At 62.6% G+C, this 15,115-nt stretch carries 17 protein-coding genes; 14 read left to right on the forward strand and 3 right to left on the reverse strand.

The genetic code is table 11. The features are described from left to right. The first annotated feature begins 153 nt into the window (after nucleotides 1–153). The 14 genes from NUW12_11815 (at nucleotide 154) to amrS (ending at nucleotide 13,085) form a co-directional block, all read left to right on the forward strand. On the forward strand, nucleotides 154–1,020 hold the full coding sequence (locus NUW12_11815; GenBank protein ID MCR4403434.1) for an energy-coupling factor transporter ATPase: 867 nt from the start codon (nucleotides 154–156) through the stop codon (nucleotides 1,018–1,020). Further along, entirely contained in the window at nucleotides 1,010–1,801 is a 792-nt protein-coding gene (locus tag NUW12_11820) for an energy-coupling factor transporter transmembrane protein EcfT (protein MCR4403435.1), read from the forward strand. The genes NUW12_11815 and NUW12_11820 overlap by 11 nt, the downstream gene beginning before the upstream one ends. Before the next feature lie 22 nt (nucleotides 1,802–1,823). After that, on the forward strand, nucleotides 1,824–2,639 hold the full coding sequence (truA, locus tag NUW12_11825; GenBank protein ID MCR4403436.1) for a tRNA pseudouridine(38-40) synthase TruA: 816 nt from the start codon (nucleotides 1,824–1,826) through the stop codon (nucleotides 2,637–2,639). A gap of 139 nt (nucleotides 2,640–2,778) precedes the next feature. After that, nucleotides 2,779–3,213, forward strand: a complete 435-nt coding sequence (rplM, locus tag NUW12_11830; GenBank protein ID MCR4403437.1) for a 50S ribosomal protein L13 — start codon at nucleotides 2,779–2,781, stop codon at nucleotides 3,211–3,213. A 41-nt stretch (nucleotides 3,214–3,254) separates the two neighbouring features. Continuing rightward, nucleotides 3,255–3,665 carry a 30S ribosomal protein S9 gene (gene rpsI / locus NUW12_11835; GenBank protein MCR4403438.1) on the forward strand — a complete coding sequence of 137 codons (411 nt, stop codon included), beginning with the start codon at nucleotides 3,255–3,257 and terminating at the stop codon, nucleotides 3,663–3,665. 294 nt (nucleotides 3,666–3,959) lie between these two features. After that, nucleotides 3,960–4,484, forward strand: a complete 525-nt coding sequence (locus tag NUW12_11840; GenBank protein MCR4403439.1) for a DUF4352 domain-containing protein — start codon at nucleotides 3,960–3,962, stop codon at nucleotides 4,482–4,484. Nucleotides 4,485–4,536: 52 nt separating this feature from the next. Beyond that, nucleotides 4,537–5,325, forward strand: a complete 789-nt coding sequence (locus tag NUW12_11845; protein ID MCR4403440.1) for an enoyl-CoA hydratase-related protein — start codon at nucleotides 4,537–4,539, stop codon at nucleotides 5,323–5,325. Between the two features lie 210 nt (nucleotides 5,326–5,535). Beyond that, nucleotides 5,536–6,429: an NAD+ synthase gene (locus tag NUW12_11850; protein MCR4403441.1), complete on the forward strand. Its 894-nt coding sequence runs from the start codon at nucleotides 5,536–5,538 to the stop codon at nucleotides 6,427–6,429. Between the two features lie 2 nt (nucleotides 6,430–6,431). Further along, nucleotides 6,432–6,998: a class I SAM-dependent methyltransferase gene (locus tag NUW12_11855; protein ID MCR4403442.1), complete on the forward strand. Its 567-nt coding sequence runs from the start codon at nucleotides 6,432–6,434 to the stop codon at nucleotides 6,996–6,998. A 121-nt stretch (nucleotides 6,999–7,119) separates the two neighbouring features. Beyond that, a complete protein-coding gene (locus NUW12_11860; GenBank protein ID MCR4403443.1) occupies nucleotides 7,120–8,403 on the forward strand; it encodes an N-acetylmuramoyl-L-alanine amidase in 1,284 nt (427 codons plus the stop codon). 243 nt (nucleotides 8,404–8,646) lie between these two features. Then, nucleotides 8,647–9,387 carry an SIS domain-containing protein gene (locus NUW12_11865; protein MCR4403444.1) on the forward strand — a complete coding sequence of 247 codons (741 nt, stop codon included), beginning with the start codon at nucleotides 8,647–8,649 and terminating at the stop codon, nucleotides 9,385–9,387. 72 nt (nucleotides 9,388–9,459) lie between these two features. Continuing rightward, nucleotides 9,460–10,551 (forward strand): alanine/ornithine racemase family PLP-dependent enzyme, encoded by a 1,092-nt coding sequence (locus NUW12_11870; GenBank protein ID MCR4403445.1) that lies wholly within the window; start codon nucleotides 9,460–9,462, stop codon nucleotides 10,549–10,551. Nucleotides 10,552–10,596: 45 nt separating this feature from the next. Continuing rightward, a complete protein-coding gene (gene amrA / locus NUW12_11875) occupies nucleotides 10,597–12,018 on the forward strand; it encodes an AmmeMemoRadiSam system protein A (protein ID MCR4403446.1) in 1,422 nt (473 codons plus the stop codon). After that, the gene (gene amrS / locus NUW12_11880; protein MCR4403447.1) at nucleotides 12,018–13,085 is read left to right on the forward strand and encodes an AmmeMemoRadiSam system radical SAM enzyme; all 1,068 of its coding nucleotides are present in this window, start codon (nucleotides 12,018–12,020) and stop codon (nucleotides 13,083–13,085) included. Before amrA ends, amrS begins: the two co-directional genes overlap by 1 nt. On the opposite strand, the gene NUW12_11885 is transcribed toward amrS, so the two are convergent. The 3 genes from NUW12_11885 to NUW12_11895 all read right to left on the reverse strand — a co-directional run bounded on the left by NUW12_11885 (nucleotide 13,067) and on the right by NUW12_11895 (nucleotide 14,699). Further along, nucleotides 13,067–13,189 carry a hypothetical protein gene (locus tag NUW12_11885; GenBank protein ID MCR4403448.1) on the reverse strand — a complete coding sequence of 41 codons (123 nt, stop codon included), beginning with the start codon at nucleotides 13,187–13,189 and terminating at the stop codon, nucleotides 13,067–13,069. The genes amrS and NUW12_11885 overlap by 19 nt on opposite strands. Before the next feature lie 232 nt (nucleotides 13,190–13,421). Continuing rightward, entirely contained in the window at nucleotides 13,422–13,610 is a 189-nt protein-coding gene (locus NUW12_11890; protein MCR4403449.1) for a ferredoxin, read from the reverse strand. A gap of 177 nt (nucleotides 13,611–13,787) precedes the next feature. Continuing rightward, complete coding sequence (locus tag NUW12_11895; protein MCR4403450.1) at nucleotides 13,788–14,699, reverse strand: hypothetical protein; 912 nt, start codon at nucleotides 14,697–14,699, stop codon at nucleotides 13,788–13,790. Between the last annotated feature and the right edge of the window lie 416 nt (nucleotides 14,700–15,115).

The raw sequence follows: 15,115 nt of genomic DNA on the forward strand, positions 1-15,115 counted from the left end.
CCGCGTCAAGAATCTGAGGAGAGGTGCTCGCCTGGGACACGAGTGGCACGTGCGGGGGGTTGCACCGCGAGCCGACGAACCGGAGAAGGTCGCACGAGCGGCCGCGAGGGTCGTGTCGCCGCGACACGGTCCGGGGGCGGGTGAAGTAGCGCCGTGGCCATAAGAGTGGAAAACCTTTGCTTCACGTACAATCCGGGCACGCCTTTCGCCCGGCCGGCTCTCGAGGACGTAAACCTGGAAATCGGCGACGGGGAGTTCATCGGCATAATTGGGGAGACGGGTTCGGGAAAGTCGACGCTGATCCAGCATTTCAACGGGCTGCTTAGACCCTCACGCGGACGCGTGCTGGTCGACGGCGTGGACATATGGGGGAAGGACGTACGTCTCAGGGACATTCGCCAGCGGGTTGGTTTGGTGTTCCAGTACCCTGAGCACCAGCTGTTCGAGGAGAGCGTGTTTGCCGATGTCGCCTTCGGCCCCAGGAACATGGGCCTGGGCGATGACGAGGTCGCAGAGCGTGTGAGACGGGCTTTGGAGATGGTGGGCCTTGACTTCCAGGCTGTCAAGGACCGGTCACCATTCGAGCTCTCGGGCGGTGAAATGAGGCGCGTCGCGATAGCGGGAGTACTGGCCATGGAGCCATCCGTGCTCGTTCTGGACGAGCCCGTGTCAGGGCTGGATCCACGGGGCAGGGACGAGTTGCTTAGGGAACTCGCGAGGTTGCACGAGGAATTCGAATACACAGTCGTGCTGGTGTCCCATAGCATGGAGGACGTTGCGAGACTCGCCAAGAGGCTTGTAGTGATGCACAAGGGGAGGGTGGCGGCCGACGGGTCCGTACGAGAGGTCTTCCGAATGAAGAATCTCCTGACAGATGTCGGTCTCGGGGTTCCGCAAGTGACGGAACTCATGCATGAGCTCGTGAGGCGCGGCAAGGACGTGAAGACAGACGTCCTGACGGTGGGAGAGGCCAAGGAGGAGCTCCTGAGGCTGCTGAGGGGTGAAGGTCGTGCTCGGTAACGTGACCATCGGGCAGTACATACCTGGCGATTCGCCGGTACACAACGTCGATCCCAGGGTGAAGATACTAATCACACTGGTCGCCATCACCGCCCTGTTCATGGTGCAGACCATGGAGGGCTACGGTCTGATGCTCCTCCTCATTCTTGGCACGGTGCTCCTCGCCCGACTTCCGGTGAGGTACGTACTGCGGGGTGTGAGGCCGCTAGCCTTCATCCTCGTGCTCACGTTCGGTCTGCACCTCTTCATGAACGAAGGCCGCGTTCTCTTCAGGATGGGGCCTCTCGTGGCGACGTATGAGGGAGCGTTCAGAGGGTTCGCTATGTCCATGAGACTGGTGCTGCTCGTCCTAGCCACGTCCATCCTGACTCTCAGCACGTCGCCAATTCAGCTCACGGACGGCATCGAGAGCCTCCTCTCGCCGGCAAGGGTGTTGGGAATACCTGCGCACGAGCTCGCTATGATGATGACGATCGCGTTGAGGTTCATCCCCACTCTTCTCGAGGAGACGGACAAGATCATGAAGGCCCAGATGGCGAGGGGAGCCGACTTCGAGACCGGCAACGTCCTGCAGAGAGCGAAGAACCTGGTGCCGCTCCTCGTGCCCCTTTTCGTGAGCGCGTTCCGACGGGCGGATGAGCTCGCCATGGCTATGGAAGCCAGATGCTACAAGGGAGGCCAAGGACGCACGAGAATGAAGCAGCTTCACATCGGGATGAAGGACGTGCTGGCGGCCGTAGGATCGTCGGCCGTCCTGGTTGCGGTGGCGGTGTACCTCTAGCACAGAGGCGGAGAGCGCAGCCATGAGGAATGTCAAGCTCATTCTCGAGTATGACGGCACCGCGTACTGCGGCTTCCAGCGCCAGGACGGCCTTCGGACCATCCAGGCTGAGCTGGAAAGGGCGGCTGCCGTCATCATCAAGGCGCCCGTGAGCGTCGTTGGGGCGGGACGAACCGACGCGGGGGTGCACGCTCGCGGCCAAGTAGTGAACTTCAGAACGGGCGCGAGGATGCCCGTGGAGAGGTTTGTCCCAGCGCTCAACAGTGTGCTCCCGGCCGACATCAGGGTGCTCAGCGCGGAGGAGGTACCTTGGGAGTTCCACGCGCGTTACGACGCGCGCGGGAAAACGTATGAGTACACCCTTGACACAAGGGCGGTCCCTTCGGTATTCCTCCGGAACTACGCTTACCACGTCCCGCTTGACCTTGACCTCGAGGCGATGAGCGAAGCGAGCCGGCACATAGTGGGACGGCACGACTTCCGATCGTTCGCGGCCTCCGGCGGAGGGGCGAAGACGTTCACGCGGGAGGTAAGACGGTGCTCGCTCGAGTCCGAGGGGGGCCTTGTCAGGCTTACGGTCGAGGCCGACGGGTTTCTCTACAACATGGTGCGGATAATCGTGGGGACTCTGCTGCTGGTGGGCGCGGGGAAGCTGTCTCCCGCCGACGTGGAGCGGATCCGGGACGCGCGTGATAGGCGCCTCGCCGGACCTACCGCTCCCGCAAAGGGTTTGTGCTTGGTTCAGGTGGACTACGGGGGCGACGGATGGCGTCGCGGGCATAGCGTGCAGGCGGTCGGCGGATCGGCGGGGTTCGACTCGGCGGGGGTTCGTTCTTGACACGCTGACGAGGCTATATTAGAATACGCTTTGGGGCTTGAGGCCCGCATTTGGCTTATCTGGCCGTTTTCGCTACGCGTGACAAGGCTCGTTCGTAGTATAGGAGTATCAGGTCAAAGGGTTGTGAGGTGGGTTTCTTATGGCTGGCACTGGGCCCAGGCCCGACGCACAGGGCGGAGAGTGGTACGTGGTCGACGCTGAGGGGAAGACCCTCGGCAGGCTCGCGAGCCAGGTTGCAGAGATCCTACGGGGCAAACACAAGCCCACATACACTCCGAGCCTCGACACAGGCGATCACGTGATCGTCATCAACGCTGAGAAGGTCAAGGTCACCGGCAGCAAGGCGCAAGACAAGATCTACTACACGCACAGCGGCTATCCTGGGGGGCTTCGGGCCGTTCCGTACGAAGTGATGATCTCGAAGAAACCCGAGGTCGTCATAGAACATGCCGTGATGGGGATGCTTCCGCACAACCGGCTCGGCCGTTCGCTTCGAAGGAAGCTCAAGGTGTACCGCGGCGCTGAGCACCCGCACGCCGCGCAGAAGCCGAAACCCCTTGACATCGAGGAATAGTGATGAGGGGCCATGGCGTAGGCACGAAAGGGGGGTAAGGCATGGCACTAGCGGAGATCGGAAACTCATCGGCCGTGCTCGCGACCGGCAGGCGCAAGTGTTCCGTGGCGAGGGTCCAGTTGAGACCGGGCCGCGGGGAGATCGTTGTCAACGGAAAACCCGTTTCCGAGTACTTTGGCCGCAAGATCCTAGAGATACTCGTGAGGCGGCCGTTCGCGGTTACTGAAACCGCCGGAAAGTACGACGTGGTAGCCAAGGTCGAGGGCGGAGGCCCTACAGGACAGGCGGGAGCAGTCACGCACGGTATCGCCAGGGCGCTCCTGTCGGTGAACCCTGATCTGCGCTCGACTCTGAAAGTGGCCGGGCTTCTCACCCGAGACCCGCGCATGAAAGAGCGGCGCAAGTACGGCCTCAAGAAAGCGCGTAAGGCACCGCAGTACTCCAAGAGATAGGACGCCGTCGCTCCCGCGACGAGACTCAGTGACATTGGGTTGCAGATGAGGACCGGTCCCTCCACGCCAACGGCGGGAGGAGACCGGTCCTCTGGCTCTATGGAGTTTCGCTGGCCACGAGTGATGGCAGGGCTAGGCAGGGCTGGGGGAGAAAGTCGCCTGGCGAGGCGGGACCTTGCTGGCAAGCCGGCGACGTCCTCGCGGAGTCGGCGAGATGTCAGTGAGATGAAGGAAATGCGGGCCATGCCCCGAACTATACACAAAGTGCAGGCTGACGGCTCTGGAGGGAACGGGTTGCGAAGGTACGTGCCTCGGAAGGCCAGACAGCGACGGAGAGCTCTCGTCACGATCGCGATTTGGCTCATCGCCGCGTGCGCAGCGGCGGGGCTCGTCGTGGCCCGAAACCCCGCGCTGCTTCCGGGGGCACGCGAGCTTCTGGAGCGTGCCAGGGTCGTCCTCGATCTCCTGTGCCTTCGGCGCACTTTGCAGGTGACCGTGAGGAGCGCTGAGTTCTGGGGGCCGGATCTCCTCGTGGTAGACATGGAGATCGTGAACCACTCTCGAGTCTTCATCCTCTGTCAGGACCTGCGGCTCGTCGACAGATGGGGACGGGTGTTCCAGCCCAGCAGCACGAGCGTTTATTATGTGAACCGGCAGGAATCCCTGTGGATGCGACAGATAAACCCCGGCCGGACCGTGTCGGGGAAATTCGCCTTCGTCGTGCCTGACGGGACCTTCGCACTCGCGTGTGCCGTCGAGACCGAGGTGGGCTTGGTCTGGCTGGCGCCCATTCGGGAGATCGCGAGACGGAAGGGGTAAACGAGATCCGATGCTGAGGCTGCGGAGACGCTTGCGCCAGGAGGTGGCGGCTGTGGAGGGAGAGTGCGTCAAGTTGACCCGGTCCGGCAGGGAAGAGGGTATAGCGATCGTTACCATCGACCGGCCTCCCGTGAACGCGTTGGACCTTCGGACGGTGGATGAACTTGACCGGATGTTTTCGCGGCTCACACTCGACGAAGCTTTGAAAGTCGTCATAGTCACGGGCGCGGGCGACCGCGCCTTCGCCGCAGGGGCGGACGTTCGAGAGTTTCCCGGGCTTACGCGTGAGGCGGCGATCGAGATGTCCCGGAGAGGCCATGCAGTGATGAATCGCATCTCGTCCTTCCCCCGTCCGGTCATCGCCGCGGTGAACGGCGCGTGCCTCGGCGGCGGGTGCGAGCTCGCAATGGCGTGCGATGTGCGGATAGCGTCGGATGCCGCGACGTTCGGCCAGCCTGAGGTCAACCTGGGGCTCATTCCGGGTTATGGAGGCACGATACGCCTCCCGAGATTGGTGGGGCCGGCCGCCGCGAAGGAACTCCTCTTCACCGGGGGGACAATAGACGCTCACAGGGCGCTCGCCATCGGCCTCGTCAACAGGGTAGTGCCTCACTCCGATCTCATGCAAGTCTGCATCGAGCTTGCGCGCACCATGGCTTCGAAGGCTCCGATTGCCGTAAGGCTGGCGAAGACCATGGTGAACGAAGGGGCTGACGCCCGCTTAGAGGACAGCCTGGACATGGAAGCTAGGCTGTTCGGGGACGCATGCGCCACGGAAGACATGCGGGAGGGGGTGCAAGCGTTCCTCGAGAAGCGCAAGCCGAAGTTCGCGGGCAGATAGGCGCGCACGGCGGGCACACTAGCGGCGCACACTAACGGCGAATGGCAAGTGGCAAGTGGATCCGCCGATCTGGAGCGCTGACGAGCCCGGGCGGCTCCAAGCGCACGCGCGAGAGCTGGCGGCAGGGGGCGCGGGTGGTGGCTCGCCGGGTGTTCAGTGTGGGACGTGACCATAGGGAACGTCCTTCTCGAGGGAGGCAGAAGATGGGCGATGCAGTACGGGTCGATCAATGTCCCAGGGCTTGAACTGGATCTCGAGGAAGTCCAAGCTGCCCTAGTTGAGTTTGTGCAGGTCCAAGTGGCTCTCACAGGGTACAAGAAGGTGGTCATCAACCTGTCCGGGGGGTTGGATTCCTCCGTAGTCCTGTACCTGTGTGTTCAGGCCATCGGGCCGGAGAACGTGTTCGGTGCGATGTTGCCTTATCGTACGTCGGACCCTGCGAGCCTGGCCGACGCGAAGCAGGTAGCAGCCATCCTGGGAATAGATTACTGCGTCATGGACATCTCCGGGCCAGTGGATGCCTACTTCGCGGCTTTGCCACCCGAGGCAGATCCGTGCGTGGACAGGCTCAGACGGGGCAACAGGATAGCGCGTGAGAGGATGGCCGCCATCTACGACCTTTCCGCGGCGAAACGTGGGATAGTTGCGGGAACGAGCAATAAGACAGAACTCCTTCTCGGCTACGGCACCCTTCACGGCGACCTCGCGTTTGCCTTCGACCCCATAGGCGACCTTTACAAGACGCAAGTGCGCGCACTCGCGCGTCACCTCGGTGTGCCTGCGGGGATCATCGCCAAGCCGCCCAGCGCCGATCTCTGGGTCGGACAGACCGACGAGGGTGAACTCGGCTTCACCTATGACGATGTCGACAAGCTGCTGTACCTCATGATCGATGAACGGCGGAAGAAGCCGGATCTTGTTGCCCAGGGGTTCAGCCCAGAGTTCATCGATGCCGTAGAAAGGCGCGTCAAAGCGATGCGCTTCAAGGCGCGCATGCCCGTCCTCGCTCGGGTCATGCACCACGGAGTGGGAGGTGACTTTCGATACTGGGAGAGCACTACTTCACGGAGGCGCCAAAGGCGGCCCATGCCGAGAAGGAGATAGAAGTGGAGATAAGAGGGCGGCGCCTCAGTTTCGTGACGGATGCCGGGGTTTTCGCCAGAGGCAAGCTGGACCGGGGCACGCGGCTCCTCATCGATGCCGTGGACGTGCCGGAGGGAAGCGACGTGCTCGACCTGGGCTGCGGCTACGGGCCCATCGGGATCGCCGTGGCTGTCATGTGCCCGACGTGCCGGGTGTACATGACTGACGTGAACGAGCGCGCGTGTGAACTTGCCCATAGAAACGCCCTACGAAACGGAGTCCCCAACGTACAGGTCCGTCGAGGGCCAGGCTTTCAGCCTGTAGCGGGGATGAAGTTCGACCTCGTCCTCTCCAACCCGCCCATCAGAACGGGGAAGCAAGTGCTGTTCGGGATCATCGAGGAAGCCACAAAGCATCTCAAGCCTGGGGGAAGACTCGTCCTCGTGGCAAGGACGAGGCAAGGAGCGAAAACCCTCCTACGCAAGCTGGCCGAGGTGTTCCCGACCGCGCGCGAGGTGGAGAAAGGCGGAGGGTATCGCGTCATGGAAGGAGCCGTTGAGAGGAGCATTTTCCCGGGCGAACGCGCATAACTGTGGTATCGAGCGGGCCCCGCGCTCGTCGCCGCGCGTCCCGCGCAAGGAGCGCGGGCCAAGCTGGCGCGAGCGGGCGGGCTGGGCTTCCGGACGCGCGCAGCAGGGGGGTGAAACCCTGTTGAAGAAGCCCGTCGTCATCATGTGGACACCCAAGGCATGGTTGGTGACCACCGCGGCGGTTGCGGCGGTGGTCATCGTGCTGCTTGTGCTCGCGCGAACGGCTGTGAGGGTGAATGCCCCGCTGTCAGAGGCGGTGTGCGGAAAGGTCGTGGTCATCGATCCAGGGCACGGCGGAGACGACTGCGGGGCGCGCGGCAGATCAGGACTCGCCGAGAAGGACGTGGTGCTTGACATCGGGCGCCACCTGGCCAGCCTCCTCAATCGCGCCGCGGTATACACGGTCATGACGAGAACCGACGGCGAAAGCCCCGCGGGAGGGGCCAACTCGGGTTCTGGGCGGCGCGAACCCCTGGATCTCGAAAGCAGGGTGGACCTTGCGGTCCGCAGCAGGGCTGACCTGTACATAAGCGTCCACGCCAACAGCTTCCCGGAGCCGGTGTGGTCGGGAGCTCAGACCTTCTACCACAGCCGGTCCGACGAAAGCAAGGCGCTCGCTCAAGCCATTCAGAAGGAACTCGTGGCACGCCTGGGTCCGAACTTGCGGAAGGCCAAGCCCGGTGACGACTACTTCGTGCTCAGGAAGACCACTATGCCCGCTGTCATTGTAGAGGTGGGCTTCCTTTCGAACCCCCGTGAGGAATCGCTCTTGGCTCAGCAGGACTATAGGAGGCGAGTCGCGGAAGCTGTTTTCCGCGGAGTCGTGGCCTACCTGGTGGAATCCCATCTCAAGAGCAGGACTCGCGACGCGCGCGCGCCAGACCAACGCGGGCATGCCGACGGGGCAAAGCCGGTGTCCGAAACCGGTACTCAGGTGAAGGCGTCCCATGTCAATCACGCCGATGATGAGGTCATACTGTACTTCGCCGGTCCTACGAATTTCGACGACGACCTCATGCCCGAGGTACGGAGGGTTCCCGGAATCAAGAAGGACTCCTCGCCCTCTGAACGTGCGTCGATGATTGTGGAGGAACTGATCAAGGGGCCGGCCAACGGGAGCGTGCTGTGCCCGACCGTCCCAAGGGGAACGCAGCTTAGGTCCCTTCGCATCGAAGACGGAGTGGCTTACTTGGATTTCAGCCATGAACTAGCATCAAGCCACTGGGGGGGTAGCAGGGCAGAGGAACTCACGGTGTACTCGATCGTCAACACCCTGGCTGAACTGCCAGAGGTGGAGCGAGTCCAGATTACGATTGAGGGCGCGTGGCCCGTGACAATCGCGGGACACGTCGTCCTGGACGCTCCGCTCGAGCCCGATTACGGACTCGTGAGGTTCACCAACTAGCGGAGCGGTGATGAGGATGCTCCCCCTTTTTGGCGGTCCGGTCCCTCCTTCGACCTCAATTGACTTCTCCCGATGGGTTCGTGCCGAATTCGCGAGGAACGCGAAGACCGTGAAAGGATATGGTCGCGCTGTGTAGAATACCCAAGAGAACCGGGCCGACGCTCGTGGCCGTGGGTGGACGCGGCGAGGGGCGACCGGCGGTCGTGGTTCTCGCAGGAGACCGGGCAATGGGAGGAGAGCGGTGTGAACCTGAGGGACGAGTATTCCACCATGATAAGGCGCCTCATGGACGAGATCGACTCCGCCGAACAGGAAGGTATTGAGAAGACTGCCGAGGCTATCGCGACCACGGTGGCAGCGGGTGGAGTGCTCCACGTCTTCGGTGCAGGACACTCCCACATGCTCGCGGAGGAGATATTCTACCGCGCGGGTGGCCTCGTGCCGGTGAACGCGATGTTCGACGCAGGGCTCATGGTGCATGGCGGGGCCGCAAAGAGCACGATACTGGAACGGCTCCCAGGTTACGCTGTGGCAATCATGGGGGATCACGAAACCTCGGCGGGCGAGCCGATCATAATCGTCTCCTATTCCGGAATCAACCCCGTACCCATAGAGATGGCTTTGGAGGCGCGGGCGAGGAGCCTTGTGCTCGTTGCCCTCACGTCCGTGCAGGCGTCGGCCGCGTCGAGACCAAGGCATCCCTCGGGATACCGGCTTTACGAGCTTGCAGACATAGTGTTGGACAACCACGCGCCTCCTGGGGACGCGCTCGTCGACGTGCCCGGCTACCCAGGACTCAGAACGGGGCCTGTGTCGACCATACTTGGGGCATACATCTTGAACAACGTCATCGTGAGGGCGGTGGAGAAGTTGGCCGCCGGGGGCCAAGAGCCTCCCGTGTTCACCAGCGCCAACGTGCCGGGCAGCGCCGAGAGGAACGCCTGGCTGGTGTCGCACTATAGAAGGCAGGTGAAGAGCTTCTAATTGGAGGAGTAGGGCGTTCGCAGGCGACTCGGGGAACGCGGGAGAAGCAGGAACGACGGGGGTGCTGTGGAGGTGTCGGTCTCTGTTCCTGGGGCAGCACCCAGGGTGGAGATATCCCTGGACAAAGTGGAGGAAAACGCCAGAACCGTCGTGGAAATGTGCCGCAGGCACGGCATCGAGGTGGCCGGGGTCAGCAAAGTGACCTGCGGCGATCCTGACGTGGCGAAGGCCATGCTGAGGGGCGGCGTGAGATGGATAGCCGACTCGCGCCTGGCGAACCTCGCGCGTCTCAGGGACGCCGCCGTTGGCTGTGAAACCGTTCTCTTGCGCGCACCCATGCTCTGCGAAGCCACAAAGGCTGTCGAACTGGCGGACATGAGCCTCATATCCTCCATCGAGACTGCAAGGGCACTCGGCGAGGCGGCCCGCGCTCGCGGCGTGGAGCACAAGGTCATACTCATGGTCGACGTGGGAGACCTGCGCGAAGGGGTGTTGCCCGACGTGGCGGTCGACGCCGCGGCCCGCGTGTCGCGCGTGGAGGGAATCGGGCTGCATGGCATCGGGACGAATGTAGCATGCTATGGCGGGGTGGTCCCGACGCGCGAGAACATGAGCGTGCTCCTTCACCTGAGGGACCGGATCCGCGCGGACCTCGGGCTCGACCTCGAAGTGATATCCGGCGGCAACTCCAGCGTCCTTCCTCTAGTCGCCGCGGGTCAGGTGCCACAAGGCGTAAACCAGCTTCGCATAGGAGAGTCCATGCTTCTGGGCAGGGACGTGACGCATCGTCGTCCTCTTCCGGGCATGCATCTCGACGCGTTCGTGTTTGTCGCGGAGGCAATAGAGGTGGCGAGGAAGCCTTCCGTTCCCCAGGGACAGGTCGGGCAGGACGCTTTCGGTAGAGTGCGCGTGTTCAGGGATAGAGGCATCAGGCGGAGAGCTATCCTGGCATGCGGCAGGCAGGATGTCGACCCAGAGGGTCTGGCACCGCTCGAAGCGGGCATCGAGGTGCTCGGAGCCTCCAGTGACCACCTGATCCTGGACGTTGAGGATGCGGACCGCGAGATCAAGGTCGGCGACGAGGTAAGGTTCACGTTGAGCTACGGCTGCCTCTTGGCCGCCATGACATCGCCTTATGTCCACAAGGTTTTCGTTGGAAGCTGATGCGGCCTGACGCAGGGCTTACGCTCCTCGCAGGAGGGATTGAGAGTGACAGGGGAAGGCCAGGTGGTTCTGTGTGCGCTTGCGCCGCATCCGCCTCTTCTCATTCCGGAGATCGGTTCCAGGCGCGATCTCGACGCCGTGAGGCAGACGATGAGCGCCATGAAAAGGCTGGCAGCCATCGTTAGGGACGCTCGGCCGGAAGTCGTGGTCGTAATAAGCCCGCACTCGCCCCTCTTCGAGGATGCGGTGGCCATCCACGCTGCGAACCCTCTTGAGGGAGACTTCTCCATGTTCGCGGCGGGCGAGGTGAGCCTCTCGTTCGAAAACGACCTTGCGCTAGCGCGGGAGGTGGTAAGTCGCGCCCGCGCCATGGGCGTGTCCGCGCTCCTGCTCGATGAGCGGGGGCGACAAACCTACCGTGTGCAAGGCCGTCTGGATCACGGGGTTTTGGTTCCCATGCATTTCATCGCAGGAGCAGGGGTGAGTGTCCCGCTCGTCGTCATGGGCATGGCGCTCCTGCCTCGTGAGAAGCTCTACGCGTTCGGGGCGGCGGTGTCCCAAGCCGTCAGGACACTGGGGCGAAGGGCGGTGGTCGTAGCGAGCGGGGACTTGTCGCACCGGCTTACGCGCGGTGCGCCCGCGGGGTACGATCCTCGGGGCGCGGAGTTCGATGCTCGAATAGTAGACCTCCTCCGGGGAGGCGACGTTGACGGGATACTGTCTCTCGACGAATCGCTTGTGGACCGAGCCGGGGAGTGCGGGTACAGGTCACTCATCATTGCCCTCGGAACGCTCGAGGGTCGTGTCTTCGAGCCGGAGGTGTTGTCGTACGAGGGGCCGTTCGGTGTCGGGTACGCAGTCGCCGTTCTGCGTCCAGGCGAAGAGGTGGAGCAGAGGAGACTCCTCGACAAGCTGATCGCAGGGCGCAGGGAGGCGATGTCGAGGGCGAGAGAGGGGGAGAGCTCCCTGGTTCGTCTCGCGCGAAGGGCGGTTGAGGAGTACACGAGGAGCGGGCGAGTGATCGAGCCGCCCAAGGACCTGCCCGAGGAGATGCGTGGAAGGGCGGGGGTGTTCTGCTCCATCAAGAAAGCGGGGCAGCTTCGGGGGTGCATCGGGACGATCCGCCCCACGACGCGCTCCATTGCTGAAGAGGTAATAAGGAACGCCATCGCGGCCGCTACCGACGATCCTAGGTTCGTGCCGGTGGGGCCGGACGAATTGGACGATCTCGTGTACTCCGTGGACGTTCTTACGCCGGCTGAGCGAATCGCTGGCATCGACCAGCTGGATCCCCGAATCTACGGGGTCATCGTCAAGAAAGGACCGAGGAGCGGGCTTCTCCTTCCGGATCTCGAAGGGATCGAAGACGCCCGCGAGCAGGTGGAGATAGCGAAACGGAAGGCCGGTATACCGCGTGACGACGATGACGTTGAGCTCTTCAGGTTCAGGGTCAAGAGGTACACGTGATGCGAGAGGCGTCATATTGGCAAGCGGAAGGAGAGACGGGCGCGGTCAAGTGCCTGCTCTGTCCTCAGTACTGCAGGATCAGGCCGGGCCGCGTCGGAGTGTGCCGTGCCCGCAAGAACATAGAGGGAAGGCTCTACTCTCTCGTGTACGGCGAGATCACGTCCTTCGGGCTCGACCCGATCGAGAAGAAGCCGCTCTACCACTTCTATCCCGGGTGGGAGATCCTCTCTGTGGGCACGAGGGGCTGCAACCTTGCGTGTGGGTTCTGTCAGAATTGGCATATCTCTCAGGTGGACGCTCCCACCCAAGCCATCACACCCCAAGGGCTCGCTTCGGCGGCGACGGAACAGACGCGTCGAAGGCCATGCGTGGGCGTGGCGTACACTTACTCTGAGCCGCTGATTTGGTACGAGTTCGTGATTGACGCGGCGAAGCTCGTGCGCGAACGCGGGCTCAAGAACGTCCTCGTCACGAACGGAGAGATCAATGAAGACCCACTGGAAGAGCTGTTACCGCACATCGATGCCATGAACATTGACGTGAAGGCGTTCACCGAGTCGTTTTACGCAAAGATATGCCACGGCAAGCTGGCTCCAGTCCTCCGCACTGCGGAGCTCGCGAAAGCCGCCGGGTGTCACGTCGAGATCACGAACCTCATCATTCCGCGCCACAACGACGATCCGGGCGAGATAGAGAGGCTGGCGCGTTGGGTGGCGTCATCGCTAGGAGACGATACGCCCTTGCACTTCTCCAGGTACTTTCCGGCGTACGAGTTCAAGGAGCCCCCGACTCCCGTCGCCACGCTGCAATCGGCTGTCGAGACAGCCCGTAGAGTGCTCAAGTACGTTTACATGGGGAATGTGCCGGGAGGTCAGGGAAACGACACGCGATGCTACGAGTGCGGTGACACGCTCATCAAACGTGACGGGTTCAACGTTCTCGTGTATAGGCTGGAGGACGGCAAGTGCCCGACGTGCGGAGCGAAGATCCACGTCGTCGGCGCACCTCCGTCAGATGCGCGTCGGGGTGAAGACACATGGCTTCCGCCTCAGGAGGAAACCCGGTAACCTTCTTCCTCAATGGCTTTCGCCATCTCTGCACGACTGGTCCTGGCGGGGTCGAACGTGACTTTCGCCGTCCCTGCCTCAAGGTTCACTTGCGCTCGCCTCACACCGGGCACGCCAAGGAGCGCCCTCTCCACTGCCGCGCGGCAGTGGCCGCTTCTCTCGGCCTGTCACCGCGTCACGGCCACGGGCCTCGCCAGGCCGCTCCGTCCGAGGGAAGCCCTACCTCCTTCGCATGAATCGCATGAATTGAGTTGCTCAGAAGAGTATGGTCGCAGAGTCCGGTGGCCGGCTCACGGCCGCCTTCCCTTCGCCCTTGACTTGCGTCATCGGGCCACTCTACTCGATCTTTATGGCTTCCACGGGGCACGATTCCGCCGCATCGGCACAACAAGGGAGACCTGGGCATTTCTCGGGGTGCACCGCATGCGCCTGGCCATCGTCTCCCATCTCGAACACGTCAGGGCATATCTCCACACACAGTCCACAGCCGATGCACAGGTTCTCGTCCACGGTAACTTGAGCCACTCGACTTGCGCGCCATCCCAGGACTACACCAGGACTCAGGATCAGTGTCGGGACGGCCGCTTCCCTCCTCTCGTGGTCGGTGTTTCGCGGTCATGTTCCTGGCAGCCTCGATGAACATGGAGGCGAGTCAGCCGCCCGTCGTCGCCTGTCATGTATCTTCCTACACTCGCCTTGCTACTATACACGAGCCGCCTGGTGCCCAAGAACCAAGCTCCTTCCTCTCGCGACCCTCCCTCTCCGTTTGCCGCCCTCGGCTGGATGGTGCGCCTTCCCTGAAGCTGTGGTAGCCGAGGCGCCGGCGTTGAGTCCCCGCAAGGCCTCTCGTCCGAGGCCTGTGTTATCGAGCTCCGCTCGGAGCTCTGGGTTGAGGATCCTGACGAAGGTGCCCTTCATTCCCAGGGACTTCGTCTTGACTAGGTCGGCGGAAGAGAGCTTTCGAAGGGCGTTGACCACCACCGAACGTGTCATGCTAGTGCTGTCTGCGATCCTGCTCGCCACCAGGAAACCTTGATCGCCATCGAGGGCGTCGACGATCGCGCGAACAGCCACCAGCTCTGAGTACGACAGGTTTTGGACGGCCGATCTTGCGGCTCGTCGGTCCCTTGCGCGCTGATCCTCCTCCCGCCGGTGCGTGACGGCGAGTACCGCTCCAGCGGCCACGGCCAGCGGACCGAGCATGTCCAGGCAATCCCGAGAGCTCTCGACACTGGGCAGGGCGACCAGCAAACCGACGGTTTCCTGGAGCGCTGTCATCGGTGCGACCGCGTTCGTTCTGCCGTTCACGGTGATCGCTGCAGCTTGCTTCCCTGCGACCGCCGCCCAGAGCGACGCCAATGTGCGGGGGGCGAGGACGTCTCCCAAGCGCCAGTCATCGTCATGCGCCCCAGCGGACTGTCCATCTGACCCTCCTGATCCTTCACGGCCGACCACGACTGAATCGCCGGCGACGCGCCCGTTGGTGTCCACAAATAAGACTCGGACCCCGTTGAGGAGCTTGCTGACAATGGAGCAAACTCCGCTGCCCGTCGAGCCAGGTTGGCTCCGCTGAAGTATCTCCATCATGCCCTTGAGTGCCTGCCGGCACTTCATGTTGATGCCCCCTCTTGCCTTGCGCATGCTTGCCTTGAAACCTGGCAAGTCGGAATTCGGGAAGTGTCGAGAGCGGATGACTGAAAACGACCGCTGCTTGTCCAGCGGTCAGCGATGCGGGGCCGGCCTGGGATTGCCGACTCTAATGTTTGTGGCCCCTTTCAGCGTCTGGACCGCGGTCAGCCCGGGAACCGCCGAAAGACCTTCGCAGAATGAGCCATGTCGGTCGACATGACGCGCAAGGTCTTTGGAATCTTCTTTGGAATCTACGGTCCCAACCGACCACGAGCAGGACAAGTGTCCACATTTCCGCACATATTGTACGACACAGATGATCAATTGTCAACGAATGCATAAGAATGTGTCGTCGGCCTGTGATAATGTCACCCTGTAAGCGGTCTGAGAAAATGTCACCC

The sequence above is a fragment of the Bacillota bacterium genome (genome assembly GCA_024653485.1).
In the GTDB taxonomy this organism is placed as follows: Bacteria; Bacillota; SHA-98; order UBA4971; family UBA4971; genus UBA6256.

What these genes read in the sequence shown, in the direction of transcription:
- truA (MCR4403436.1), top strand. Translation starts at nt 1,824, where the DNA reads ATGAGGAATGTCAAGCTCATTCTCGAGTATGACGGCACCGCGTACTGC.
- rplM (MCR4403437.1), top strand. Translation starts at nt 2,779, where the DNA reads ATGGCTGGCACTGGGCCCAGGCCCGACGCACAGGGCGGAGAGTGGTAC.
- rpsI (MCR4403438.1), top strand. Translation starts at nt 3,255, where the DNA reads ATGGCACTAGCGGAGATCGGAAACTCATCGGCCGTGCTCGCGACCGGC.
- NUW12_11850 (MCR4403441.1), top strand. Translation starts at nt 5,536, where the DNA reads ATGCAGTACGGGTCGATCAATGTCCCAGGGCTTGAACTGGATCTCGAG.
- amrS (MCR4403447.1), top strand. Translation starts at nt 12,018, where the DNA reads ATGCGAGAGGCGTCATATTGGCAAGCGGAAGGAGAGACGGGCGCGGTC.
- NUW12_11895 (MCR4403450.1), bottom strand. Translation starts at nt 14,699, where the DNA reads ATGAAGTGCCGGCAGGCACTCAAGGGCATGATGGAGATACTTCAGCGG.